We start from the raw sequence: 24,903 nt of genomic DNA, 5'->3' as shown, positions 1-24,903 counted from the left end.
TCCGCAAAATTAATTAACCATTCGCAGGCTTCATACGCGCGGGGGAGACCTGCGCGTCGGCAAGGCTATGGTTTCAGTTAATAACAATAACCGGGAGTACCCGGAATACGGCAAACACAAGAGGATATATGACTGAGAAAAAAGCGGAGCTCCAGCGTGGACTGGAGGCCCGGCATATTGAACTGATCGCCCTTGGCGGGACGATTGGCGTGGGGTTGTTTATGGGGGCGGCCAGTACGTTGAAATGGGCCGGGCCTTCCGTGCTGCTGGCGTACATTATCGCTGGCCTGTTCGTCTTTTTCATTATGCGCTCAATGGGCGAAATGCTGTTCCTTGAGCCTGTCACTGGCTCCTTCGCGGTGTATGCGCATCGCTATATGAGCCCCTTCTTCGGCTACCTGACCGCGTGGTCCTACTGGTTTATGTGGATGGCGGTGGGGATCTCGGAGATTACCGCCATCGGGGTCTATGTGCAGTTCTGGTTCCCGGAGATGGCGCAGTGGATCCCGGCGTTAATTGCCGTGGGGCTGGTGGCGCTGGCGAACCTGGCGGCGGTCCGGCTGTACGGTGAAATCGAGTTCTGGTTCGCCATGATTAAAGTGACCACCATTATCGTGATGATCGTCGTCGGGCTGGGCGTCATTTTCTTCGGCTTTGGCAACGGCGGCCACTCCATTGGTTTTGGTAATCTCACCGAACATGGCGGTTTCTTCGCCGGCGGCTGGAAGGGCTTCCTGACGGCGCTGTGTATCGTGGTCGCGTCCTATCAGGGGGTGGAGCTCATCGGCATTACCGCAGGTGAAGCGAAAAATCCGCAGGTGACCCTGCGCAGCGCGGTGGGCAAAGTGCTGTGGCGGATCCTGATTTTCTACGTGGGCGCGATTTTCGTTATCGTCACCATCTTCCCGTGGGATCAAATCGGCTCCAACGGCAGCCCGTTCGTACTGACGTTTGCCAAAATCGGGATTACCGCGGCGGCGGGAATTATCAACTTCGTGGTGCTGACGGCGGCGCTTTCCGGCTGCAACAGCGGAATGTACAGCTGTGGACGTATGCTGTACGCCCTGGCGAAGAACCGCCAACTGCCGGCGGCGATCGGTAAGGTATCGCGCAACGGCGTTCCGGCCGTCGGCGTGGCGCTGTCGATTCTGATCCTGCTGGTGGGCTCCTGCCTGAATTACATCATTCCTAATCCGCAGCGGGTGTTTGTCTATGTCTACAGCGCCAGCGTGTTGCCAGGGATGGTGCCATGGTTTGTGATCCTGATCAGCCAGCTGCGTTTCCGTCGCGTGCATCGGGCGGCAATCGCCAGCCATCCGTTCCGTTCGCTGCTGTTTCCGTGGGCCAACTATTTCACCATGGCCTTCCTGATCTGTGTGCTGGTAGGGATGGGTCTGAATGATGAAACCCGGATGTCGCTGTTTGTCGGCATTATTTTCCTGGCCGCCGTCACCCTGATTTATAAGGTGTTTGGCCTCGGAAGACAGGGGCAAGTCAATAATACGGCTGAATAACCGTCAAAACGAACAAAGCATGAGCAAACGATAATTTTCTTTTAAAAGGCACTAGACAGCGGGGTAGGAAGTCCGTATTATCCGACCCCGCAACGGCGCTAAGCGCCCGTAGCTCAGCTGGATAGAGCGCTGCCCTCCGGAGGCAGAGGTCTCAGGTTCGAATCCTGTCGGGCGCACCATTAACCCGGTGCTGGAGCTGCGGTGGTTTTAATACCGCGTAAAAGGTTTGCAGTGGTGGCTATAGCTCAGTTGGTAGAGCCCTGGATTGTGATTCCAGTTGTCGTGGGTTCGAATCCCATTAGCCACCCCATTATTTGATAGAGTTGTGAATTTGCGAAGGTGGCGGAATTGGTAGACGCGCTAGCTTCAGGTGTTAGTGTTCTTACGGACGTGGGGGTTCAAGTCCCCCCCCTCGCACCACGACTTTAACGAATTGAACTAAAAATTCAAAAAGCAGTATTTCGGCGAGTAGCGCAGCTTGGTAGCGCAACTGGTTTGGGACCAGTGGGTCGGAGGTTCGAATCCTCTCTCGCCGACCAATTTTGAACCCCGCTTCGGCGGGGTTTTTTGTTTTCTGTCGCTGCCCGCCATTATTTATTCCCCTGATCTTGCTGATAAAAAAACGCCTCTCTGCTTGAGAATACGCGTCAGGAAAACTCTCAATTCATCACTGTGGTAGATGCAATTTCCCCGGATCCTGTGCGATAATAACCGGGTAGATGCTCATTCCATCTCTTATGTTCGCCTTCGTGCCTCATAAACTCCGGAATGATGCAGAGCCGTTCTTACGGTGCTTATCGTCCACTGACAGATGTCGCATTTATGCCTCATCAAACACCATGGACATTACGTTGAGTGAAGCACCCAATTTGTTGTCAAACAGACCTGTTTTAACGCCTGCCCTGATTTCAGCGCAGGCGTTTTTTTCTTTCAGGGATCCGTCAACGCGAAGGCGGGGGAGAAGGGCTATCGCCCCGCAGGAGGCGATAGCCATGGCAGGTTACGGCTGAGGATTATTCTGCAGCGTCAGCAGCAGCCCATCGCGGCGCATAGCGGCGGCTTCTTCCGGCTGATGCAGGCGATCCAGGGCATCCGCCAGCCAGGCGTAATCAAAGGCATCCGGACGCTGCTTAAGCGCGGCGCGGAAGGCGATGCTGGCCTCCTGCCATTCGCCGTGCCGCATCAGCGACTGGCCCAGGGTACTCCACAGCAGCGGACGGTCGCCAACGGCTTTGATCTGCTGGCGCAGCACTTTCTCCAGCTGTTCCGGGTTATTGGTCTTCAGACGCGGGATCGGCATCACCAGACGGTCATCATACTGTTTCTTCAGACCATCAATGATAATTTGCTGCGCGGTATCGTGATCGTCGCTCTCGATGAGGCGCTCGGCCATCGCCACCTGCAGCGGCACCAGCGCCCGCGTTTTACGGCTCTGGTTGCGCCACCATTCGCGCAACCCTTCGCTGCCGCCGTCGGCCAGCGCTTTATCCATCAGGCCAACCCAGGCCAGCTGTTCCAGCGCAGCGCGGTGCTCTTCATCGCCGACGTTAGCTTTCGCCATCGACGGAATGATGTCCAGCAGCGACTGCCAGGCGCCGGTGCGGGTGTATGCCTGTTCGGCGAGGCGCAGCACTTCAGGATGACGCGGAGTAATTTCCAGCAGCTTATCGATGCCATGGCGCGCGGCGTGATTTTCATTACGTGCCAGCTGCAGGCGAACGCGGGTGATTTCCACCGGGATCAGGTCATCGCCCGCCAGCTCGGTGGCGCGCTCCAGATGCTGGTTGGCCCGCGCTTCATCGCCGCGCTGCTGGGCCGCTTCCGCCGCCAGCAGATAGTTCACCACCGGCTGTTCGGCGTGATCGGCATTTTTCGCCATCAGCTTCTCAACCTGCTGGTAATCACCTTCCGCCAGCTTGAGAAGCGCCTGCTCGGTTTGCTTACGCGCGCGACGGCGTTTACGGCCGACAAACCAGCCGCGCGTATGCGCCCCGGTGCGGAAAATGCGGCGCAGCAGCCATTCGATGGCGAACAGCACCACCATGGCGAGGATCAGAATGATCACCAGCCCGGTGACGCTGGTCTCGATATTGTAATTATCGGTCTGGATCAGGACGTAGCCCTGATGCCCGGCGATCATCGGGCCAAGCACGATCCCGGCGATCAACAGCGCGAAGAGTAGAAGAATTTTCAGCATGCGTTACTCTCCTTGCGGCGCAGCAGGGGCGGCCGGTGCAGCAGGGGCTGGTGAGGGCGCGCCGCCCGCGGTAACGGCAGGCTGCGCCATCAGGTTGCGCACCCGGGTCTGCATCAGTTTTTCCAGCAACGCCTGGCTCTGCAGCGTTTCCGGCACCGTCATGGTAATGCTTTGCTGACTGAGCTTATCCACCTCGTCGAGGAAGGCTTTGGTGGTGGCGTCATCAGTATCGTAATAGGCGCGTACCCAGGTCGAGACGTTATCCAGCGACTGTTTCCAGGTCTCTTCCTGATGGCGCGGCACTGCCTGCGCGGCGACCAGCAGGCGAGAGCGAATATTTTCCCGCAGATAGATATCCTGATTCGGCGCCAGCAGCGGGACCGCGGTTTCATCGCGGCGGCGCACGGTGATAAAGCTGTTCATAAAGTTCTGCCAGCTTTTCTGCAGATTGACGCGCCATTCGCTGATAGAGCTGGAAAGCTCGTCGCTATCAGAGTCCATCGGCGAATCGTCATCGTTATTATCGGCCAGCCGCAGGTTGTCGATTTGGTTCGCCAACTGATTCACCTTGAGGATCATACCGTCGTAGTCCACCTGGCTTACCGCGGAGAGGGTGGCGATGTCGTCGGTGATCGCCCGGCGGGCGCCGATCAGGCTGGGGTCATTCATGTCGGCGAGGCTGGCGTCGGCGCTTTTTAGCAGCGCGGCGGCGGTGGTGACATCCTGATCGCTCCACAGCTTACGTCCCGCCAGCTTGACGAGGAAATCGGCCTGGGCCAGCAGCCAGGTTTTGGCATCGCTGCCCGAAATCACGGCGACTTTCTGCTGCAACTCATCAAGCTGTTTGGTCAGGGTTTCCTGCTCGTGTTTGGCCTGACTCAACTGGTCGGCCTGCTGTTTGATAATGCCTTCCAGTTCGCTCTTTTGGCTCTCCTGCGCTTTTTGCAGTGCCGCAAGCTGGCCTGATAATTCAGCGGTGGTTGCGTTTTGCCGCGTGGCCTGCTGTTTGTTCAGGCCATACAGGCCGATGCCAGCGGCTATCGCAATGGCGATAGCGATCGCGCTGAGCGCCAGGCTGGTTTTGTTACCCGCCTTCTTCTTATCGTTGTTCTCTGGCTGTGGTGTGGTTTCCACGGCCTCCCTGGTCTCTTCAACCACGGCGGATTGATTTTGTTGTTCCGTCATTATGGCTTCCAATGTTGAGAGTTATTGTAATGCGCGTAGCAGCGCATCGTTGTCAGCGTTATCGGCAACCTGAATCTCCTGCCAGCCCAGTTCCCGGGCCTGAAGGGCCAGACGTTCGCTGACAACGACAAGGCGGCAGTGCAGGAGCCACTGTTCGCGATACCATTGCGGTATGAGCGACCACAGCTGCTGCAGCATCTCACCGCTGGTGACCACCAGCGTGGTGACCCCGCGAGACTGCCAGCGCATCGCTTCTTCTGCGCCATCGTAATGTTTTGCACTACGTTGATAACATTCACAAAATGTGACCCTGGCGCCGCGTTCAGCCAGCGTGGCGCCTAAGAGTTCCCGCCCACCATTGCCGCGTAGGATCAGCGCATTTTTCCCGGCAATGTTTTGTAATTCAGGTAATTGTAGCAAGACTTCGCTAATTTCCCGATCTAACGGGTAACGGATGTGCTGCCCGCTGACCGTATGCAGGGCCAGCGCCGTCGTTCGACCAATGGCAAAATAGTGCGGAAAAGTAGGCCAGGGCAGGCCCTGCTGCTGCAGACGGGCATGGGCGAATTCCACCGCATGCTGGGATAGCGCAAACAGCAGGTCGTCGGACCCCAGATGGGCAAGATGGTCGCCCAGCACGGGAAGCTCCCGGCCAGGCGTAAATTCTATCAGCGGAAAGCTCCAGGCCACGCGTCCCATGGCCCGCAGACGGCTGACCAGCGCTTCCCCTTGCGGGAGTGGACGAGTGACCAGGATGCTCATCGTGGGGCTTCTCCATCATAAACTGCCGCGAGAATGTCGCGGGCGCCGTTATCCAGGAGCTCTTCCGCCAGCGAGATGCCGAGCGCTTCGGCCTGCTCTGCTGGCCCGCGCCGTTCGCCGCGTACCATCTGCGAACCATCCGGGGCGCCAACCAGCGCCCGCAGCCACAGTTCGCCGTTGACGAGTTCCGCATAGCTGCCAATTGGCACCTGACAACCGCCTTCGAGGCGGGTGTTCATCGCCCGTTCGGCGCGCACGCGTACCGCGGTTTCCGCATGGTTGAGAGGCGCTAACAGCGCCTGGGTCCATGCATCGTCAAGACGGCATTCGATACCCACCGCGCCCTGGCCGACGGCCGGCAGGGATTGCTCCGGCGACAGCGGCTGGCGAATACGCGCTTCCAGTTTCAGGCGCTTCAACCCGGCGGCGGCAAGGATAATGGCGTCATACTCACCGTTATCCAGTTTACTCAGCCGGGTACCGACGTTACCGCGCAGAGAGCGGATCACCAGGTCTGGACGGGTGGCGGCCAGCTGGCACTGACGGCGTAAACTTGACGTGCCAACGACGCTGCCGGCCGGCAGTTCGTCAATTGAGGCATAGTGATTGGAAACAAACGCGTCGCGCGGATCGTCGCGCTCGCAGATGGTGACCAACCCCAGGCCCTCCGGGAATTCCACCGGGACATCTTTCATCGAATGGACGGCGATATCGGCCCGCCCTTCGAGCATGGCGAGCTCTAACTCTTTCACAAATAAGCCCTTGCCGCCCACCTTTGCCAGGGGCGTATCAAGGATGACATCACCGCGCGTAACCATCGGCACCAGCTCGACGTTCAGTCCTGGATGCGCTTGTTCCAGGCGCGCTTTAACATACTGCGCCTGCCATAGCGCAAGCGGGCTTTGCCGTGTGGCAATTTTCAAAACTTTGTCTAACATGCTTGTTACCGTCATTGTCGACCACTATCCATCCTAACATTGTTGTCTTACGGATGTTAGTTTTCACGGTTTATGTGGGAGATGGCTCCGGCCTTCTCTTTTTTAACCTTTCATGCGCGTGGCGGTTGCCGGAGGCGTAGTGAGGAATTTACAGGTAATAAACGGTGCTACACTTGTATGTAGCGCATCTTTCTTTACGGTCAATGAGCAAGGTGTTAAATTGATCACGTTTTAAACCATTTGTCCGTCCGCTGCTCATCACAACCACACCGACGACGAATGGTGACGGTTTTTGTTGAAATACTGAAATCCTCCGTACTATTGTACTTCGGGTTTTTGAACATCAGGCGATATGTCTTGTACCTCTATATTGAGACACTGAAACAGAGACTGGATGCCATCAACCAATTGCGCGTGGATCGCGCGCTTGCTGCCATGGGACCCGCTTTCCAGCAGGTTTACAGTCTACTGCCAACGTTACTACATTATCATCACCCGCTGATGCCGGGTTACCTTGACGGTAACGTTCCCCGTGGCATTTGCCTCTACACGCCTGATGAAACCCAACGCCACTATCTTGAAGAACTGGAGCTGCATCGCGGCATGCAGACCCAGGAGCCGCCGAAAGGCGAGCTGCCGATCACCGGCGTCTACTCGATGGGCAGTACTTCCTCCGTTGGTCAAAGCTGTTCTTCCGATCTGGATATCTGGGTATGTCACCAGGCCTGGCTGGATAGCGAAGAGCGCCAGCTGCTGCAGCGAAAATGCAGCCTGCTTGAGAGCTGGGCGGCCTCGCTCGGCGTGGAAGTCAGCTTCTTCCTGATCGACGAAAACCGCTTCCGTCATAATGAAAGCGGCAGTCTCGGCGGCGAAGACTGCGGTTCGACTCAGCATATCCTGTTGCTCGATGAGTTCTATCGCACCGCGGTGCGTCTCGCCGGCAAGCGTATTCTGTGGAATATGGTGCCGTGCGATGAAGAAGAGCATTACGATGATTACGTCATGGGGCTGTATGCTCAGGGCGTGCTGACGCCTAACGAATGGCTCGATCTCGGCGGCCTCAGTTCGCTGTCGGCGGAAGAGTACTTCGGCGCCAGCCTGTGGCAGCTGTATAAAAGTATCGACTCCCCCTATAAAGCGGTGCTGAAAACGCTGCTGCTGGAAGCCTACTCCTGGGAATACCCCAATAACCGCCTGTTAGCGAAAGATATCAAACAGCGTCTGCACGACGGCGAGATTGTCTCCTTCGGCCTCGACCCGTACTGCATGATGCTGGAGCGCGTGACTACCTATCTGCAGGCCATCGAAGATGAAACCCGCCTCGACCTGGTGCGCCGCTGCTTCTACCTGAAAGTCTGTGAAAAACTCAGCCGCGAACGCGCCTGCGTCGGCTGGCGTCGCGAAGTCGTCAGCCAGTTGGTGAATGCCTGGGGCTGGGACGAAAAGCGTCTGATGATGCTCGACAACCGCGCCAACTGGAAAATTGATGAAGTGCGCAAGGCGCACAACGAACTGCTCGACGCCATGATGCAGAGCTATCGTAATCTGATCCGCTTCGCGCGGCGCAATAACCTTAGCGTCTCCGCCAGCCCTCAGGATATTGGCGTGCTGACCCGTAAGCTGTATGCGGCCTTTGAAGCGCTGCCGGGGAAAGTCACGCTGGTGAACCCGCAAATTTCGCCGGATCTGTCGGAACCGAACCTGACCTTTATCCACGTGCCGCCGGGCCGTGCCAACCGTACCGGTTGGTATCTGTATAACCGCGCGCCGGATATGGAATCGATCATCAGCCATCAGCCGCTGGAATATAACCGTTATCTTAATAAGCTGGTGGCCTGGGCCTGGTTTAACGGCCTGCTGACCTCACGCACCCGCCTGTTTATTAAGGGCAACGGCATCGTCGATCTGGCGAAGCTGCAGGAGATGGTGGCCGACGTGTCGCACCACTTCCCGCTGCGCCTGCCGGCGCCGACGCCAAAAGCGCTGTACAGCCCGTGCGAAATCCGCCATCTGGCGATTATCGTCAACCTCGAATATGACCCGACCGCGGCCTTCCGCAATCAGGTGGTGCACTTCGACTTCCGTAAACTGGATGTTTTCAGCTTCGGCGAAGAGCAAAAATGCCTGATCGGCAGCGTCGACCTGCTGTATCGCAACTCGTGGAACGAAGTGCGTACGCTGCACTTTAACGGCGAGCAGGCGATGATCGAAGCGCTGAAGACGATCCTCGGCAAAATGCATCAGGACGCCGCGCCGCCGGACAGCGTGGAGGTGTTCTGCTATAGCCAGCACCTGCGCGGCCTGATCCGTACCCGCGTGCAGCAGATGATCTCCGAATGCATCGAACTGCGTCTCTCCAGTACCCGCCAGGATACCGGGCGCTTCAAAGCGCTGCGCGTCTCCGGCCAGACGTGGGGGCTGTTCTTCGAGCGTCTTAACGTTTCGGTGCAGAAGCTGGAAAACGCCATTGAGTTCTACGGCGCTATCTCGCACAACAAGCTTCACGGGTTGTCGGTGCAGGTGGAAACCAATCACGTTAAGCTGCCGGCGGTGGTGGATGGCTTCGCCAGCGAAGGGATTATTCAGTTCTTCTTTGAAGATGCGGATAACAACGACAGCGGCTTTAACATCTATATTCTTGATGAGAGCAACCGCGCCGAGGTCTATCATCACTGCGAGGGCAGTAAAGAGGAGCTGGTGCGCGACGTCAGCCGCTTCTATTCGTCATCGCACGATCGTTTCACCTACGGCTCCAGCTTTATCAACTTCAACCTGCCGCAGTTCTATCAGATTGTCGAGGTAGACGGGCGCACCCAGGTGATCCCCTTCCGCACCCAGGCGATTGCCGCCGCGATACCCACCAGCCAGGACGTTACCGCTTCGCCGGTGCTGCAGCAGCGCTACTCGTAGATTTGGCCCGGATAAGGCGTGAGCCGCTATCCGGAGATCTTCCCTGCTGGCGCTGCGCTTAGCAGGGCTACGGTTCTAAGTCGTCGGGTAGCCCGGATAAGGCGCGATGCGCCGCCATCCGGGAAACACGTCATTAACGGAATTTCACCGTCTCACCGGCCTGCTGGCTCGCCGCCTGCTCCAGCAAATCCCAGAAGGTCTCGCCGCTGCGATCGCAGGTCCACTCGTCGCCTTTGAGATCAAAATGGTAGCCGCCCTGTTTGGTGGCCAGCCACACCTGGTGCAGCGGCTCCTGACGGTTAATAATGATTTTGCTGCCGTTTTCAAAGCTGATGGTCAGCACGCCGCCGTTGATTTCACAGTCGATGTCGCTATCGCCGTCCCAGTCGTCCAGGCGTTCTTCGATGGTCATCCACAGGCTATCCGCCAGGCGATGGAATTCACTGTCGTTCATGGTTCTATCCTGCTTTTTTGAAGATGGCGGCAGTATAGCGCGAAACAAAAGCGCGCGCAGTCGGATGCTAAAGGCTTGCTTTTACGTCTTCTCCTGCGATGATAGAAAGCAGAAAGAATGAATCACGGGCAACTATCAATGAAAAACGTTTTTCCTACGCTTGCCGTTTTGTTTGCGATCTTCAGCCTGACCGGCTGCGGTCTGAAAGGGCCTCTTTATTTCCCGCCGGCGGACAAAACCGCGCCGCCGCCGACCAAACCGGTTAACCCGGGCATTCAGAGCTCAACGCCGGATCGTAACGATCGTGGCGATACCGGTGGTCCGAGCCAGGTCAATTACTAACGATAACGTTCTGTTCCGCGCAACTGGAGTAGATGATGCAGTTCTCTAAAATGCATGGCCTTGGCAACGATTTTATGGTCGTTGACGCGGTAACGCAGAATGTTTTTTTCTCGCCGGAGTTGATTCGCCGCCTGGCAGATCGCCATCTTGGCGTCGGGTTCGATCAGCTGTTGGTCGTCGAGCCGCCCTACGATCCCGATCTGGATTTTCATTACCGGATCTTTAACGCCGACGGCAGCGAAGTGTCGCAGTGCGGCAACGGCGCGCGCTGTTTTGCCCGCTTTGTCCGGCTGAAAGGCCTGACCAATAAACGTGATATTCGCGTGAGTACGGCCAACGGGCGTATGGTATTAAGCGTAACGGAAGACGATCTGGTGCGGGTGAATATGGGCGAGCCTAACTTTGAGCCGTCCCAGGTGCCGTTCCGCGCCAACAAAGCGGAAAAGACCTATATCATGCGTGCCGCCGAGCAGACAGTATTGTGCGGCGTGGTGTCCATGGGGAATCCGCACTGCGTCATCCAGGTGGATGACGTGGATACGGCGGCCGTAGAAACCCTCGGCCCGGTGATGGAAAGCCACGAGCGTTTTCCGGAGCGCGCCAATATCGGCTTTATGCAGGTGGTCGGCCGGTCCCACATCCGTCTGCGCGTCTACGAACGCGGCGCGGGGGAAACCCAGGCCTGCGGCAGCGGCGCCTGCGCCGCGGTGGCGGTGGGGATCCAGCAGGGGCTGCTCGCTGAAACGGTACGCGTGGAATTGCCCGGCGGTCGTCTTGATATCGCCTGGAAAGGCCCGGGCCAGCCGCTGTTTATGACCGGCCCGGCGGCCCATGTCTATGATGGATTTATTCATTTATGAAACCAATCGGGGAAGAACAGCAGGAGGTTACCAGTGCGTTGAACGATCGTGCGGTGGTGGACTATCTGTTGCAACATCCTGAATTTTTTATTCGTAATGCCGCCCAGGTTGAACATATCCGTGTCCCGCATCCGGTCCGCGGTTCGATTTCGCTGGTGGAGTGGCACATGATGCGGGCGCGTAACCATATTCATGTGCTGGAAGAGAATATGTCGCTGCTGATGGAGCAGGCGGTCGCTAATGAAAGCCTGTTCCAGCGCCTGCTGCAGCTGCAAACGCGGCTGGCGGCCGCGGAGAGCCTCGATGATATGCTCAACCGCCTTCATCGCTGGGCTCGCGAGCTGGGGTTAGCTGGCGCCACGGTGCGCCTGTTCCCTGACTGCTGGCGCCTCGGCGCGCCCTCGAAGTTTACCCATTTGGCGTTAAGCCGGCAGGCGTTTGAGCCGATCCGTATTCAACGTCTGGGCCAGGCGCGCCACTATCTTGGGCCGCTGAACGGTCCGGAGCTGCTGGTGGTGCTACCGGAAGCGAAGGCCATTGGATCCGTGGCGATGTCGATGCTGGGCGGCGATAACGCTCCGGGCGTGATGCTCTTTAGCAGCCGCGATGCGCAGCATTATCAGTCAGGGCAGGGGACGCAGTTGCTGCAGGAAATTGCGCAGATGCTCCCTGGCCTGCTGGAGCGCTGGATTGAACGCGCATGACCGACTCTCCGCTTTTCGCCTGCGTCGACCGCTTCCTGCGCTATCTCGGCGTTGAGCGTCAGCTTAGCCCGATTACGCTGACTAACTACCAGCGTCAGTTGGACGCGTTGATCGTCCTGGCGGATGAGGCTGGGCTGAAAAGCTGGCAGCAGTGCGATGCCGCTCAGGTGCGTAGCTTTGCGGTACGTAGCCGCCGTGCGGGTTTAGGCCCGGCGAGCCTGGCGCTGCGGCTTTCCGCGCTACGCAGCTTCTTTGACTGGATGGTCAGTCAGGGCGAACTGGCCGCTAACCCGGCGAAGGGGATTGCGGCGCCGAAAATTCCCCGCCACTTGCCGAAAAATATCGATGTCGATGATGTAAATCGGCTGCTGGATATCGACCTCAACGATCCGCTGGCGGTGCGCGATCGGGCGATGCTGGAAGTGATGTACGGTGCAGGTCTGCGTCTGTCTGAGCTGGTCAACCTTGATATTAAGCACCTCGACCTCGAAAGCGGTGAGGTTTGGGTGATGGGTAAAGGCAGCAAAGAACGCCGTTTGCCGATCGGTCGTAACGCGGTGGCGTGGATTGAGCACTGGCTGGATTTGCGCGGCCTGTTCGGTACTGACGACGACGCGCTGTTTTTGTCGAAGCTGGGTAAACGCATTTCGGCGCGCAACGTGCAGAAGCGATTTGCCGAGTGGGGGATTAAGCAGGGGCTGAACAGCCATGTGCACCCGCACAAGCTGCGCCACTCCTTTGCTACCCATATGCTGGAGTCCAGCGGCGATCTGCGCGGCGTGCAGGAGCTGTTGGGCCATGCTAACCTCTCCACCACTCAAATCTATACCCATCTTGACTTTCAACACCTTGCCTCGGTGTACGATGCCGCGCATCCGCGCGCTAAACGGGGGAAATAATGCGTTTTTACCGACCTCTGGGCCAGATTTCCGCACTGACGTTTGACCTGGACGACACCCTATATGATAACCGCCCGGTGATTGACCGGACGATGCACGAATCGCTGGCCTTTGTGCGCAATTACCATCCGTCGCTCAGCCAGTTCGATGCCCATGAGCTTAACCAACTGCGTCAGACGCTGCTGGCATCTGAGCCGGAGATCTACCACGACGTGACCGTCTGGCGCCATCGTGCGCTGGAGCTCGGCATGCGTAACGCTGGGCTCTCCGCCGAAGCGGCAAAAGCCGGCGCCGATGCGGCGATGGAAAACTTCGCTCACTGGCGCAGCCGGGTCGATGTTCCGCAGGAGACCCACGATACGCTGGCGAAGCTGGCGGAGAAGTGGCCGCTGGTGGCCATTACCAATGGCAACGCCCGCCCCGAGCTGTTCGGCCTGAACGACTATTTCCGCTTCGTGCTGCGCGCGGGTCCGGATGGTCGTTCCAAGCCGTTTGCCGATATGTATCACCTGGCGGCGGCGCGTCTGAATTTACCGCTCGGGCACATTCTGCACGTCGGCGATGATCTGACGACCGACGTCGCCGGTTCGCTACGCTGTGGGATGCAGGCCTGCTGGATCAAACCGCAAGGCGCGGACCTGATGCACACCGCGGACAGCCGCCTGCTGCCGCATATTGAAATTTCACGGTTGGCATCTCTGACCTCGCTGATATAATCACCAGTCACTCTGTATATATTAACAGGGGTTCATGGAACCCCTTCTCTTCCGGCGGTGCCAATGGACGTTTCTTACCTGCTCGACAGCCTTAATGACAAACAGCGTGAAGCCGTAGCGGCCTCGCGTACCAATATGCTGGTTCTGGCAGGGGCGGGCAGTGGTAAGACGCGCGTTCTGGTGCACCGTATCGCCTGGCTGCTGAGCGTGGAGAACTGCTCGCCGTACTCGATTATGGCGGTGACCTTTACCAACAAAGCGGCGGCGGAGATGCGCCACCGTATCGGCCAGCTGATGGGCACTACCCAGGGCGGCATGTGGGTAGGCACCTTCCACGGCCTCGCGCACCGTCTGCTGCGTGCGCATCATCTGGACGCCAACCTGCCGCAGGATTTCCAAATCCTCGACAGCGAAGACCAGCTCCGTCTGCTGAAGCGTCTGATTAAGGCGATGAATCTCGATGAGAAGCAATGGCCGCCGCGTCAGGCAATGTGGTACATCAACAGCCAGAAAGATGAAGGGCTGCGCCCGCATCACATTCAGAGCTACGGCAACCCGGTCGAGCAGACCTGGCAGAAGGTCTATCAGGCCTACCAGGAGGCCTGCGACCGCGCCGGGCTGGTGGATTTCGCCGAGCTGCTGCTGCGCGCGCACGAGCTGTGGCTGAACAAGCCGCATATCCTGCAGCACTATCGTGAGCGTTTCACCAATATCCTTGTCGATGAATTCCAGGACACCAACAACATCCAGTACGCCTGGATCCGCCTGCTGGCGGGCGATACCGGCAAAGTGATGATCGTCGGCGATGATGACCAGTCGATTTATGGCTGGCGCGGCGCGCAGGTCGAGAACATTCAGCGCTTCCTCAACGACTTCCCCGGCGCGGAAACTATTCGCCTGGAGCAGAACTATCGTTCAACCAGCAATATTCTTAGCGCTGCCAACGCCCTGATTGAAAACAACAACGGGCGCCTGGGCAAAAAGCTGTGGACCGACGGTGCCGACGGCGAGCCGATTTCGCTGTACTGCGCCTTCAACGATCTCGACGAAGCGCGCTTCGTGGTGAACCGCATTAAAACCTGGCAGGAGAACGGCGGCGCGCTGGAGCAATGCGCCATTCTCTATCGCAGTAACGCCCAGTCGCGCGTGCTGGAAGAGGCGCTCCTGCAGGCCAGCATGCCGTACCGTATCTACGGCGGTATGCGCTTCTTCGAACGTCAGGAAATCAAAGATGCGCTCTCTTACCTGCGCCTGATTGCCAACCGTAACGACGATGCCGCCTTTGAGCGGGTGGTCAATACGCCGACCCGCGGCATCGGCGATCGCACGCTGGACGTGGTGCGCCAGACCTCGCGCGATCGTCAGCTGACGCTGTGGCAGGCCTGCCGCGAGCTGCTGAAAGAGAAAGTGCTGGCTGGCCGTGCCGCCAGCGCTCTGCAGCGCTTTATGGAGTTGATTGACGCGCTGGCGCAGGAAACCGCCGATATGCCGCTACATGTTCAGACCGATCGGGTGATTAAAGACTCCGGGCTGCGCGCGATGTACGAGCAGGAGAAAGGCGAGAAGGGCCAGACCCGTATTGAAAACTTAGAGGAACTGGTGACGGCGACGCGCCAGTTCAGCTACAACGAAGAAGATGAAGACCTGATGCCGCTGCAGGCGTTCCTCTCTCACGCCGCGCTGGAAGCGGGCGAGGGGCAGGCGGACACCTGGCAGGACGCGGTTCAGCTGATGACCCTTCACTCGGCGAAAGGGCTGGAGTTCCCGCAGGTGTTCATCGTCGGCGTCGAGGAGGGGATGTTCCCGAGCCAGATGGCGCTTGATGAAGGCGGCCGCCTGGAAGAGGAACGTCGTCTGGCCTACGTTGGCGTAACGCGCGCCATGCAGAAGCTGACGCTGACCTACGCCGAAACCCGCCGTCTGTACGGCAAAGAGGTTTACCATCGCCCGTCGCGCTTTATTGGAGAACTGCCGCAGGAGTGCGTAGAAGAAGTGCGTCTGCGGGCCACGGTGAGCCGTCCGGTAAACCACCAGCGACTGGGGGCGCCGATTGCCGAGAGCGATACCGGCTACAAGTTAGGTCAGCGGGTGCGCCATCCGAAGTTTGGCGAAGGCACTATCGTCAACCTCGAAGGCAGCGGCGAGCACAGCCGGCTGCAGGTGGCTTTTCAGGGCCAGGGAATCAAATGGCTGGTGGCGGCTTACGCGCGGCTTGAGACGGTGTAACTTTAAGAAAAATATCATTATTTTGTAATATTCTGCTACCTTTATACGTTAAGGCGCCTGATTTGCGCTTTCGCGTTCCGTTGCGTGTTGACGCCGATTTTGCGCTGGCGTAACATGCGCGCACGATTACGCTAAGAGGACATTCGCCTTGGACACACCCAGTAGATGCTGGCTCAACTTCCTGTCATTCAGGAACAACTCCTAAGGCTATCCTCTTATGCTGATAGCCTTAGCGGTTGTCAGCGACCTGCCCTATTCCCGTCGCGCTGAGTCAGGCTTAATGGTCTGAAACCCAATTTGTTTCTGTGTGCCCACCGAACTGTCCGATAATTTTTTTGCATTGGGAGTCCCGGTCATGCTGAGCGCATTTCAACTGGAAAACAATCGTTTAACGCGCCTGGAAGCCGATGAGATCAAGCACCTCGCCAGCTCGGTGTGGGTCGATCTGGTCGAGCCTGACGACGATGAGCGAAGCCGCGTGCAGACGGAACTGGGTCAGAACCTGGCGACGCGCCCGGAACTGGAAGATATCGAAGCCTCCGCGCGTTTCTTTGAAGATGAAGACGGGTTACACATCCACTCGTTCTTCTTTTTTGAAGATGCGGAAGATCACGCCGGCAACTCTACCGTGGCGTTTACCATCCGCGAAGGCCGCCTGTTCACACTGCGCGAGCGCGAACTGCCCGCTTTCCGCCTGTACCGTATGCGCGTGCGTAACCAGACGCTGGTCGACGGTAACGCCTACGAACTGCTGCTCGACCTGTTCGAAACCAAAATCGAGCAGCTGGCGGATGAAATTGAAAATATCTACAGCGACCTGGAAAAGCTGAGCCGCGTGATTATGGAAGGCCATCAGGGCGACGAGTACGATGAAGCGCTGTCGACGCTGGCGGAACTGGAAGATATCGGCTGGAAGGTCCGCCTCTGTTTGATGGATACCCAGCGCGCGCTGAACTTCCTGGTGCGTAAGGCGCGCCTGCCGGCGGGCCAGCTGGAACAGGCGCGGGAGATCCTGCGCGATATCGAATCCCTGCTGCCGCACAACGAATCGCTGTTCCAGAAGGTGAACTTCCTGATGCAGGCGGCGATGGGCTTCATCAACATCGAGCAGAACCGCATCATCAAGATCTTCTCCGTGGTGTCGGTGGTGTTCCTGCCGCCAACCCTGGTGGCGTCCAGCTACGGGATGAACTTTGAATTTATGCCGGAGCTGCACTGGAGCTTCGGCTACCCGGGGGCGATCGTCTTTATGATGCTGGCCGGCCTGGCGCCATATCTCTACTTCAAGCGTAAAAACTGGCTGTAAAAAAAGGGAGCGTCGGCTCCCTTTTTTATTGTCAGAGGCCGGCTTAGCCTCTGCGCAGCCGGCGCTGGGTATACAGCGCATCGACGATAAATACCGCCAGCGCGACCCAGATAAAGCCGAAGGTCACCATTTTATCCTTGCCCGGCACTTCGCCGTAGAACGTCACCGCCAGCAGGAACATCAGCGTTGGGCCGATGTACTGGAAAAAGCCCAGCGTGGAGAGCCGCAGGCGCGTTGCCGCGCCGGTGAAGCACAGCAGGGGAATGGTCGTGACCACGCCTGCAGCCATCAGCAGCAGATTGAGCGACCAGGGGTTCTCCCCCATATGGCTGGTCGGGCTATCAGTGATGCCAAACAGCCAGATTGCCGCCACCGGCAGTAGCCACAGCGTTTCCACCAGCATGCCGGTCTGCGCGTCGACAGCGATTTTCTTCCGCACCAGGCCGTAAAAGGCAAAACTGAAGGCCAGCCCAAGGCCGATTATCGGCAGCGAACCAAAGGTCCACAGCTGGACCAACACGCCGCAAAAGGCGAGGATCACCGCCAGCCACTGCAGGCGACGGAAGCGTTCGCCGAGGAAAATCATCCCCAACAGAATATTTACCAGCGGGTTGATAAAGTAGCCGAGGCTGGCTTCCAGCATATGGTGGTTATTCACCGCCCAGATGAACAACAGCCAGTTACCGCCGACCAGCACTGCCGAGAGCGCCAGCAGGAAGATCTTGCGCGGCGTCTTCAGCAGCTTTTTCACCTGCGGCCACTGGCGGCTGACGCTGATGAGCGCCACCATGAAGAAGAAGGACCAGATCACGCGATGGGTCAGAATTTCATCGGCGGGAACATAGTAGATAAGTTTGAAGTACGCTGGCGCGATACCCCAGATAAAGTAGGCGGCGAGGGCCAGAATGATCCCCAACCGCGTCTGTTTCGCATCCATCGGTAAAATCCATTGCCAAAGAGAGTGATGTTACTCGATTTTGGCCAATCAACCCACCATATAGGTGGCCGTTGCGCTGGCAATATAGACCTGAGCTTCGTTATGCAGTTCCACGCGGGCTACCGCCACTTTATTGCCGGCGCGCAGCAGGCTGCTGGTGGCGGTAAACCGTTCGCCGCGGCCCGGACGCAGGTAGTCTACGCGCAGGTCGATGGTTCCCATGCGGGAGAGGCGTTGGCGCAGCTCTTCTTCGTTGATGGTGTCATGGCGGGTGAGGGTGCTGCCGACGCAGACCAGGCCAGCGGCGACGTCCAGCGCGGAGGCGATCACTCCGCCATGCAAAATACTCTGCGCCCAGTTGCCGACCATCATCGGCTGATTATTAAAGCTGAGCTGGGCAAACGCCTTTTCATAGCGCTCCAGTTCGAGACCGAGGGCGCGGTTAAACGGCATGTGATAGACGAAAATCTCCCCCACCAGTTTCAGCGCTGCTTCGGCAGTAAGTTCAGACATAACACCGGTTCCATTCGTTAACAAAATGTTGATTTTATGCTTCTAAAATATTGATTTCCACTTTCGGAGCGGATTAGGGGGCAGGTGATTAATAAACAGGTAGAATGGCTTCAGGTTAAACAAAAATAAAAACTATTTATCAGGAGACCAGCATGCGTATCTCTTTGGCCTGCCTGGTGGCGCTGTGCGCGCTACCGGCCGGTGTTATGGCGCAGGATGCGTCGGTTCACGACAAACCGGCAGTGCGCGGCAGCATTATCGCCAACCTGCTCCAGGACCATGATAATCCTTTCCTGCTCTACCCTTATGAGAGCAACTATTTGCTCTACACATGGACCAGCGACCTCAATAAAGAGGCGATCCGCAGCTATGACTGGGCCGAAAATGCCCGTAAAGATGAAGTGAAATTTCAGCTGAGTCTGGCGTTTCCGCTGTGGCGCGGCATCCTGGGTGATAATTCGCTACTCGGCGCATCGTACACCCAGAAATCCTGGTGGCAGCTCTCCAACAGCAAAGAGTCGGCGCCGTTTCGCGAAACCAATTACGAACCCCAGCTGTTTTTGGGCTTTGCGACCGACTACCAGTTTGCCGGCTGGACGCTGCGCGACATCGAGATGGGGTATAACCACGACTCGAATGGTCGTTCCGACCCCACCTCGCGCAGCTGGAACCGGCTTTACGCCCGCCTGATGGCGCAAAACGGCAACTGGCTGGTGGAAGTGAAGCCCTGGTATGTGGTGGGCAACACCGATGATAACCCGGATATCACCAAATATATGGGCTATTACCGGCTGAAGGTGGGCTACCAGCTGGGAGAGGCGATCCTCAGCGCGCAGGGGCAATATAACTGGAACACCGGCTATGGCGGGGCGGAGCTCGGCGTGAGCTATCCCATTACCAAACATGTTCGCGCCTATACGCAGATCTACAGCGGTTACGGCGAATCGCTTATCGACTACAACTTCAATCAAACGCGCGTCGGCGTCGGGCTAATGCTCAACGATCTGTTTTAATCGTTGCACTCTGGCTCGCAGGCGCTGAAAATAGCGCCTGTTTTCTTTTCAGGCAAATGGGGTCAACGTGGCACAGGCGGAAGTATTAAATCAGGAATCGCTGGCGAAGCAGGTTTTACAAGAGACCTTCGGCTACCAGCAGTTCCGTCCTGGCCAGGAAACGATTATCGAGACGGTGCTTGAGGGCCGGGACTGCCTGGTGGTCATGCCGACCGGTGGCGGCAAGTCGCTGTGCTATCAGGTGCCGGCGCTGGTCATGGGCGGTCTGACAGTCGTGGTCTCACCCCTGATCTCGCTGATGAAAGACCAGGTCGATCAACTGCTGGCCAACGGCGTGGCGGCGGCTTGTCTGAACTCGACGCAAAGCCGCGAGCAGCAGCAGGAAGTGATGGCCGGCTGTCGCAGCGGGCAGGTTCGTCTGCTGTATATCGCGCCGGAACGGTTGATGCTGGATAACTTTCTTGAGCATCTGGCGAACTGGAACCTGGCGATGCTGGCGGTAGACGAAGCGCACTGTATCTCCCAGTGGGGCCATGACTTCCGTCCGGAATATGCCGCGCTGGGCCAGCTGCGCCAGCGGATGCCGCAGATCCCGTTTATGGCGTTGACCGCCACCGCCGATGACACCACCCGCCGCGATATCGTCCGTCTGCTCGGGCTTAACGATCCGCTGATTCAGGTCAGCAGCTTCGACCGTCCAAACATCCGCTATATGCTGATGGAGAAATTCAAGCCGCTCGATCAGCTGATGCGCTACGTTCAGGATCAGCGCGGCAAATCGGGCATTATCTACTGCAACAGCCGTTCGAAAGTGGAAGATACCGCCGCGCGTCTGCAGAGCCGCGGCATCAGCGCGGCGGCTTACCATGCTGGTCTGGAAAACGCCGTTCGCGCCGACGTGCAGGAGAAATTCCAGCGCGACGATCTGCAGATCGTGGTGGCGACGGTGGCCTTCGGGATGGGTATCAACAAGCCGAACGTCCGCTTTGTGGTGCACTTCGATATCCCGCGCAATATTGAATCCTACTACCAGGAAACCGGCCGCGCCGGGCGTGATGGCCTGCCGGCGGAAGCGATGCTGTTTTACGATCCGGCGGATATGGCGTGGCTGCGCCGCTGTCTGGAGGAAAAACCCGCCGGACCGCTACAGGATATCGAGCGGCATAAGCTGAATGCGATGGGGGCGTTTGCCGAAGCGCAAACCTGTCGTCGTCTGGTGCTGCTGAACTACTTTGGCGAAGGGCGCCAGGAGCCGTGCGGCAACTGCGATATCTGTCTTGACCCACCAAAGCAGTACGATGGCTTAATGGATGCGCGCAAGGCGCTGTCAACGATTTACCGGGTGAATCAACGTTTCGGGATGGGTTACGTGGTGGAGGTCCTGCGCGGGGCCAACAACCAGCGCATCCGTGACATGGGCCACGATAAGCTGCCGGTTTACGGTATCGGCCGGGAGCAGAGTCACGAGCACTGGGTGAGCGTAATCCGCCAACTGATTCACCTTGGGCTGGTGACGCAGAATATCGCCCAGCACTCCGCACTGCAGCTGACCGAAGCCGCACGACCGGTGCTGCGCGGCGAGGTGCCGCTGCAGCTTGCCGTACCGCGTATCGTGGCGCTGAAGCCGAAGGCGATGCAGAAATCCTTTGGCGGCAATTACGACCGCAAGCTGTTTGCCAAGCTGCGCAAATTGCGTAAAGCGATCGCCGACGAAGAGAATATCCCGCCATACGTGGTCTTCAACGACGCGACGCTGATCGAGATGGCGGAACAGTCGCCACTCACCGCCGGCGAGATGCTCAGCGTCAACGGCGTGGGGACGCGTAAACTTGAGCGCTTCGGTAAAGAATTCATGGCATTGATACGCGCTCATGTCGATGGTGATGATGAGTAGTCAGCCGCGGGAAAAGGTGCCAGAATAGTTTCCCTCTTCACTATTTTCCTGCGAGTTAACTATGCTGATGCTTTTCCTCACCGTGGCGCTGGTGCATATCATTGCGCTGATGAGCCCGGGGCCGGACTTTTTCTTTGTCTCACAAACGGCCATCAGCCGCTCGCGCAGAGAGGCGATGATGGGTGTGCTGGGGATCACCTGCGGCGTCATGATCTGGGCGGGGGTTGCCCTGCTCGGCCTGAACCTGATCCTCGCGCAGATGGCGTGGCTGCATAACATCATCATGGTCGGTGGCGGCCTGTATCTGTGCTGGATGGGCTACCAGATGCTGCGCGGCGCGCTGAAAAAAGAGGCGGTGGCCTCGGCGGAGCCGCAGGTGGAGCTGGCCCGCAGCGGACGCAGCTTCGTGAAGGGACTGCTGACCAATCTGGCGAATCCGAAAGCGATCATCTACTTCGGCTCGGTGTTCTCGCTGTTCGTGGGTGACAGCGTCGGCGCTGGTGCGCGCTGGGGTATTTTCCTGCTGATTATCGTCGAGACGCTGGCCTGGTTTATGGTGGTTGCCAGCCTGTTCGCCCTGCCGGGGATGCGCCGCGGCTATCAGCGGATGGCGAAGTGGATCGATGGTATCGCCGGTACGCTGTTTGCGGGCTTCGGCATCCACCTGATTATCTCGCGTTAACCGGTATGCTGTTTCCCACCCGGCTGTTTCCGGGTGGGAAAGTGTCAGTGGCGAAGCCGCTGCAGCTCATCCTCAGCCAGACCGGTCATTTCCATAATAGCTGCGTCATCAATACCACGTTTGCGCATTGCTTCGGCAACCTGCAGCAAGGCCTGGTGTTTACCTTCTTTTATGCCCTGCTGTACGCCTTTCTCCATACCTTCTGCAAGCCATGTTTCCGCCAGCGTCATCAGTAATCCTCCATGCTGCGGCACGCGCTGTGCCAGTCCGTACAAGAGTGTCCGAGTATCCTCGGCATCTCCTGCCTGAGCCATATAGTTTACCAATACGGTGATTTGTTGTCCGCTCATCTGCTCCAGCAGTAAGAGATGGGTCAACTTATCCAGCAATTGCGCCATATCGCGCTGGCGGATGTGCTTTTGCACCAGCGTCAGGGCTGCCATGCTGCGGTGCTGCATGATGTCGTCGTCGGGGATCACCGTGATATCGACCAGCGGAAACGCCCCGCTATAGAGCTGGCGGGCGGTCTCAGGATCGGCAAAATTATCCAGCCAGCGCATCGACCAGGGATAGGGGCTGCGTCGTCCCTGATAAAAGAGAATAGGGATAACCAGAGGCAGCGTTTTATGGCCGCTCTCCAGGTGCCGCTGCATGGCGGCGACAGCATAGCGCATTAAGCGAAAGGCCATCAGCTTATCAGGTGCGCTCTGGTGCTCGATCAGAACATGGACATAGCCCGCACCGCGGGTGGTTTCCAGCGAATAAAGGATATCGCTGTAGTAAGGCCTGAGATCGTCTTCGAGAAAGCTGCCGGATTCCAGACGCAGGGTATCCAGTTTGCAGATCTGTATTAACGACGAAGGCAGGTGGAGCTCGATAAAATCGCGCGCCGTCTCTACCCGCGAGAGAAAGGTTTTAAATACCGCATCATGAGGAGTCGCCGTTTCCGCCATCGCCGTTCATCCGTGAATCACGTATCTGGCGGCATCCTGACACGGTGGGTTCAACGCCGACAGCGGGTAAAAAAATTAATTACCCGCTTTGCGTGTCGGCTCGTGCAGAGAGTGCGCGTTTTTCGCCCGGCAAACCTCTCTTTGCGAGCGAGATTCCATGATTCAGGCGTGACGGGCGGAGGCGAGCAGCGCCCCGACCAGCATAAACAGCGAACCAAAGACTTTGTTCAGCGCCTTCATCTGCTTTGGCCCTTTGATCCATGCTGAAATGCGCTGCGCCAGGGTCGCATAGCCAATCATCACAATGATATCGACGACAATGGTGGTGACGCCCAGAACAAGATACTGCATCACCTGCGGCTGGTGCGGCAGGATAAACTGCGGAAACAAGGCGGCCAGAAACACAATGCTTTTGGGGTTGGTGAGATTCACGAACACCGCGCGCTGGAACAGTTTGCCGCGCGTCTGCGCCTTCGCCAGCGTATTCAGGTCGATCGCCCCCGCCGCCCTCCATTGCTGGATCCCCAGCCAGATAAGATAAGCCGCGCCGGCCCATTTCAGCACTTCAAAGGCCAGCACCGAGCGGGAGAAAAGGGTGCCGAGACCAACACCAACCAGCACGATATGAATAACCAGCCCGGTCTGCAAACCGGCAATCGACGCCGCCGCGCCGCGGTAACCGTGGTTAATGGAGGTGGTCATGGTATTAATCGCTCCGGAACCTGGTGACAGGCTGAGAATGATTGATGTCAGCAGGTAGGCGAACCACCACTCAATGGTCATGAGAAACTCCCTGATTGTCTGTTTTTATGCCACAATACGCTATTGTGTCAGCATTGTGTGATACAGGGCAAAAAAACGATTTTCAGCGGTTAACAGGGGTGTAAACCCGATGTTTGGGCAGAAAAAGGACTGGGAAACACGAGAAAACGCGTTTGCGGCCTTTAGTATGGGGCCGCTGACGGATTTCTGGCGACAGCGCGAAGAGGCTGAATTTAAAGGCGTCGATGATGTACCGGTACGCTTTGTTCGCTTCTGCGCGCAAAATAACGATCGTCTGGTGCTGATTTGCCCCGGGCGCATTGAAAGCTACGTGAAGTATGCCGAAGTCGCCTACGATCTCTTTCACAGCGGCTTTGACGTGATGATCATCGATCATCGTGGCCAGGGACGCTCGGGCCGCCTGCTCTCTGATACCCACCGCGGACACGTCGTCAACTTCAGCGACTATGTCGATGACCTGGCGGCGCTCTGGCAGCAGCAGGTGGTCCCCGGACACTGGCGAAAACGGTTTATCCTCGCTCACTCTATGGGCGGGGCGATTGCCACGCTTTTTCTGCAACGTTACCAGGCGCATTGCGATGCGATTGCGCTCTGCGCACCGATGTTCGGGATTATCATTCGATTGCCGGACTGGATGGTGCGCCATATTCTCGACTGGGCTGAGGGCCATCAGCGCATTCGCGAAGAGTATGCCATCGGCACCGGGCGCTGGCGGGCGCTGCCTTTTGCCGTTAACGTGCTGACGCACAGTCGACAACGCTATCGTCGCAACCTGCGCTTCTATGCCGATGAACCGCGACTGCAGGTTGGCGGCCCGACCTGGCACTGGGTGCGTGAGGGCATGCTGGCCGGCGACGAAGTGCTGGCGAATGTGGAAAAAGACACCGCCCCGACGCTGCTTTTACAGGCAGAGGAGGAGCGGGTGGTCGATAATCTGATGCACGACCGCTATTGTGAATTACGGGCCGCTGCCGGCCATCCCTGTGAGGGCGGTAAACCGCTCGTCATTGAAGGGGCATATCATGAGATCCTTTTTGAAAAGGACGCTATGCGCTCAGTCGCGCTCAATGCCATCGTCGAGTTTTTCAATCGACATACTTAATCCGACGATAACG

General features: G+C 57.8%; 23 protein-coding genes and 4 tRNA genes. 18 read left to right on the top strand and 9 right to left on the bottom strand.

Annotation, left to right across the window (positions count from 1 at the left end):
• The first annotated feature begins 128 nt into the window (after positions 1-128).
• The 5 genes from thrP to DTA24_RS27115 all read left to right on the top strand — a co-directional run bounded on the left by thrP (position 129) and on the right by DTA24_RS27115 (position 2,053).
• Complete coding sequence (gene thrP / locus DTA24_RS27135; protein ID WP_012969196.1) at positions 129-1,514, top strand: bifunctional threonine/serine APC transporter ThrP; 1,386 nt, start codon at positions 129-131, stop codon at positions 1,512-1,514.
• A 102-nt stretch (positions 1,515-1,616) separates the two neighbouring features.
• Positions 1,617-1,693 (top strand) — tRNA-Arg (locus tag DTA24_RS27130).
• Between the two features lie 55 nt (positions 1,694-1,748).
• Positions 1,749-1,824 (top strand) — tRNA-His (locus tag DTA24_RS27125).
• Positions 1,825-1,847: 23 nt separating this feature from the next.
• Positions 1,848-1,934, top strand: a tRNA-Leu gene (locus tag DTA24_RS27120).
• A gap of 42 nt (positions 1,935-1,976) precedes the next feature.
• Positions 1,977-2,053, top strand: a tRNA-Pro gene (locus tag DTA24_RS27115).
• Positions 2,054-2,514: 461 nt separating this feature from the next.
• Here DTA24_RS27115 and hemY read toward each other — a convergent pair.
• The 4 genes from hemY to hemC are packed head-to-tail and all read right to left on the bottom strand — an operon-like array spanning position 2,515 to position 6,596.
• Positions 2,515-3,711, bottom strand: a complete 1,197-nt coding sequence (gene hemY, locus DTA24_RS27110) for a protoheme IX biogenesis protein HemY (RefSeq protein WP_008807956.1) — start codon at positions 3,709-3,711, stop codon at positions 2,515-2,517.
• Between the two features lie 3 nt (positions 3,712-3,714).
• On the bottom strand, positions 3,715-4,896 hold the full coding sequence (gene hemX, locus DTA24_RS27105) for a uroporphyrinogen-III C-methyltransferase (RefSeq protein ID WP_023296869.1): 1,182 nt from the start codon (positions 4,894-4,896) through the stop codon (positions 3,715-3,717).
• A gap of 21 nt (positions 4,897-4,917) precedes the next feature.
• Positions 4,918-5,658, bottom strand: coding sequence for a uroporphyrinogen-III synthase (hemD, locus tag DTA24_RS27100; protein WP_123837147.1), 741 nt, complete (start codon positions 5,656-5,658; stop codon positions 4,918-4,920).
• Positions 5,655-6,596, bottom strand: a complete 942-nt coding sequence (gene hemC, locus DTA24_RS27095; RefSeq protein WP_008807953.1) for a hydroxymethylbilane synthase — start codon at positions 6,594-6,596, stop codon at positions 5,655-5,657. Before hemC ends, hemD begins: the two co-directional genes overlap by 4 nt.
• A 357-nt stretch (positions 6,597-6,953) precedes the next feature.
• Between hemC and cyaA the strand changes: the two genes are divergently transcribed.
• A complete protein-coding gene (gene cyaA / locus DTA24_RS27090; RefSeq protein ID WP_002883383.1) occupies positions 6,954-9,506 on the top strand; it encodes a class I adenylate cyclase in 2,553 nt (850 codons plus the stop codon).
• Between the two features lie 133 nt (positions 9,507-9,639).
• Here cyaA and cyaY read toward each other — a convergent pair whose 3' ends face one another.
• Positions 9,640-9,960: an iron donor protein CyaY gene (cyaY, locus tag DTA24_RS27085; protein WP_049139240.1), complete on the bottom strand. Its 321-nt coding sequence runs from the start codon at positions 9,958-9,960 to the stop codon at positions 9,640-9,642.
• A gap of 138 nt (positions 9,961-10,098) precedes the next feature.
• Between cyaY and lptM the strand changes: the two genes are divergently transcribed.
• The 8 genes from lptM (at position 10,099) to corA (ending at position 17,013) form a co-directional block, all read left to right on the top strand.
• A complete protein-coding gene (lptM, locus tag DTA24_RS27080; RefSeq protein WP_004886794.1) occupies positions 10,099-10,302 on the top strand; it encodes an LPS translocon maturation chaperone LptM in 204 nt (67 codons plus the stop codon).
• 35 nt (positions 10,303-10,337) lie between these two features.
• Positions 10,338-11,162, top strand: a complete 825-nt coding sequence (gene dapF / locus DTA24_RS27075) for a diaminopimelate epimerase (protein WP_002883394.1) — start codon at positions 10,338-10,340, stop codon at positions 11,160-11,162.
• A complete protein-coding gene (locus DTA24_RS27070; RefSeq protein ID WP_008807952.1) occupies positions 11,159-11,866 on the top strand; it encodes a DUF484 domain-containing protein in 708 nt (235 codons plus the stop codon). The genes dapF and DTA24_RS27070 overlap by 4 nt, the downstream gene beginning before the upstream one ends.
• Complete coding sequence (xerC, locus tag DTA24_RS27065) at positions 11,863-12,765, top strand: tyrosine recombinase XerC (protein WP_008807951.1); 903 nt, start codon at positions 11,863-11,865, stop codon at positions 12,763-12,765. The genes DTA24_RS27070 and xerC overlap by 4 nt, the downstream gene beginning before the upstream one ends.
• Entirely contained in the window at positions 12,765-13,481 is a 717-nt protein-coding gene (gene yigB, locus DTA24_RS27060) for a 5-amino-6-(5-phospho-D-ribitylamino)uracil phosphatase YigB (protein WP_032734014.1), read from the top strand. Before xerC ends, yigB begins: the two co-directional genes overlap by 1 nt.
• Before the next feature lie 63 nt (positions 13,482-13,544).
• Positions 13,545-15,707, top strand: a complete 2,163-nt coding sequence (uvrD, locus tag DTA24_RS27055) for a DNA helicase II (RefSeq protein WP_012543235.1) — start codon at positions 13,545-13,547, stop codon at positions 15,705-15,707.
• A 148-nt stretch (positions 15,708-15,855) separates the two neighbouring features.
• Positions 15,856-15,912: a YsgD/CorL family protein gene (gene ysgD, locus DTA24_RS29140; protein WP_349815745.1), complete on the top strand. Its 57-nt coding sequence runs from the start codon at positions 15,856-15,858 to the stop codon at positions 15,910-15,912.
• Positions 15,913-16,062: 150 nt separating this feature from the next.
• Positions 16,063-17,013 (top strand): magnesium/cobalt transporter CorA, encoded by a 951-nt coding sequence (corA, locus tag DTA24_RS27050; RefSeq protein WP_012543234.1) that lies wholly within the window; start codon positions 16,063-16,065, stop codon positions 17,011-17,013.
• Positions 17,014-17,056: 43 nt separating this feature from the next.
• On the opposite strand, the gene rarD is transcribed toward corA, so the two are convergent.
• Positions 17,057-17,950, bottom strand: a complete 894-nt coding sequence (gene rarD / locus DTA24_RS27045) for an EamA family transporter RarD (RefSeq protein WP_002883402.1) — start codon at positions 17,948-17,950, stop codon at positions 17,057-17,059.
• Positions 17,951-17,998: 48 nt separating this feature from the next.
• Positions 17,999-18,463, bottom strand: coding sequence for an acyl-CoA thioesterase YigI (gene yigI / locus DTA24_RS27040; protein ID WP_008807947.1), 465 nt, complete (start codon positions 18,461-18,463; stop codon positions 17,999-18,001).
• A 152-nt stretch (positions 18,464-18,615) separates the two neighbouring features.
• Between yigI and pldA the strand changes: the two genes are divergently transcribed.
• The 3 genes from pldA (at position 18,616) to rhtC (ending at position 22,052) form a co-directional block, all read left to right on the top strand.
• A complete protein-coding gene (gene pldA / locus DTA24_RS27035) occupies positions 18,616-19,476 on the top strand; it encodes a phospholipase A (RefSeq protein ID WP_002883408.1) in 861 nt (286 codons plus the stop codon).
• A gap of 67 nt (positions 19,477-19,543) precedes the next feature.
• Positions 19,544-21,370, top strand: a complete 1,827-nt coding sequence (recQ, locus tag DTA24_RS27030) for an ATP-dependent DNA helicase RecQ (protein ID WP_012543233.1) — start codon at positions 19,544-19,546, stop codon at positions 21,368-21,370.
• Positions 21,371-21,431: 61 nt separating this feature from the next.
• Positions 21,432-22,052, top strand: coding sequence for a threonine export protein RhtC (gene rhtC / locus DTA24_RS27025; RefSeq protein ID WP_008807945.1), 621 nt, complete (start codon positions 21,432-21,434; stop codon positions 22,050-22,052).
• Between the two features lie 44 nt (positions 22,053-22,096).
• Here rhtC and DTA24_RS27020 read toward each other — a convergent pair whose 3' ends face one another.
• Positions 22,097-23,005 carry an Rpn family recombination-promoting nuclease/putative transposase gene (locus DTA24_RS27020; RefSeq protein WP_012969188.1) on the bottom strand — a complete coding sequence of 303 codons (909 nt, stop codon included), beginning with the start codon at positions 23,003-23,005 and terminating at the stop codon, positions 22,097-22,099.
• 162 nt (positions 23,006-23,167) lie between these two features.
• Positions 23,168-23,788 (bottom strand): homoserine/homoserine lactone efflux protein, encoded by a 621-nt coding sequence (rhtB, locus tag DTA24_RS27015; RefSeq protein WP_008807943.1) that lies wholly within the window; start codon positions 23,786-23,788, stop codon positions 23,168-23,170.
• 109 nt (positions 23,789-23,897) lie between these two features.
• Between rhtB and pldB the strand changes: the two genes are divergently transcribed.
• Entirely contained in the window at positions 23,898-24,890 is a 993-nt protein-coding gene (gene pldB / locus DTA24_RS27010; RefSeq protein ID WP_008807942.1) for a lysophospholipase L2, read from the top strand.
• Positions 24,891-24,903 lie beyond the last annotated feature (13 nt).

It is taken from the genome of Klebsiella sp. P1CD1, assembly GCF_003790505.1.
In the GTDB taxonomy this organism is placed as follows: domain Bacteria; phylum Pseudomonadota; class Gammaproteobacteria; order Enterobacterales; family Enterobacteriaceae; genus Klebsiella; species Klebsiella variicola.
Note: the sequence above shows the minus strand (reverse complement) of the source record. Positions and strands in the feature narration are given on the sequence as shown.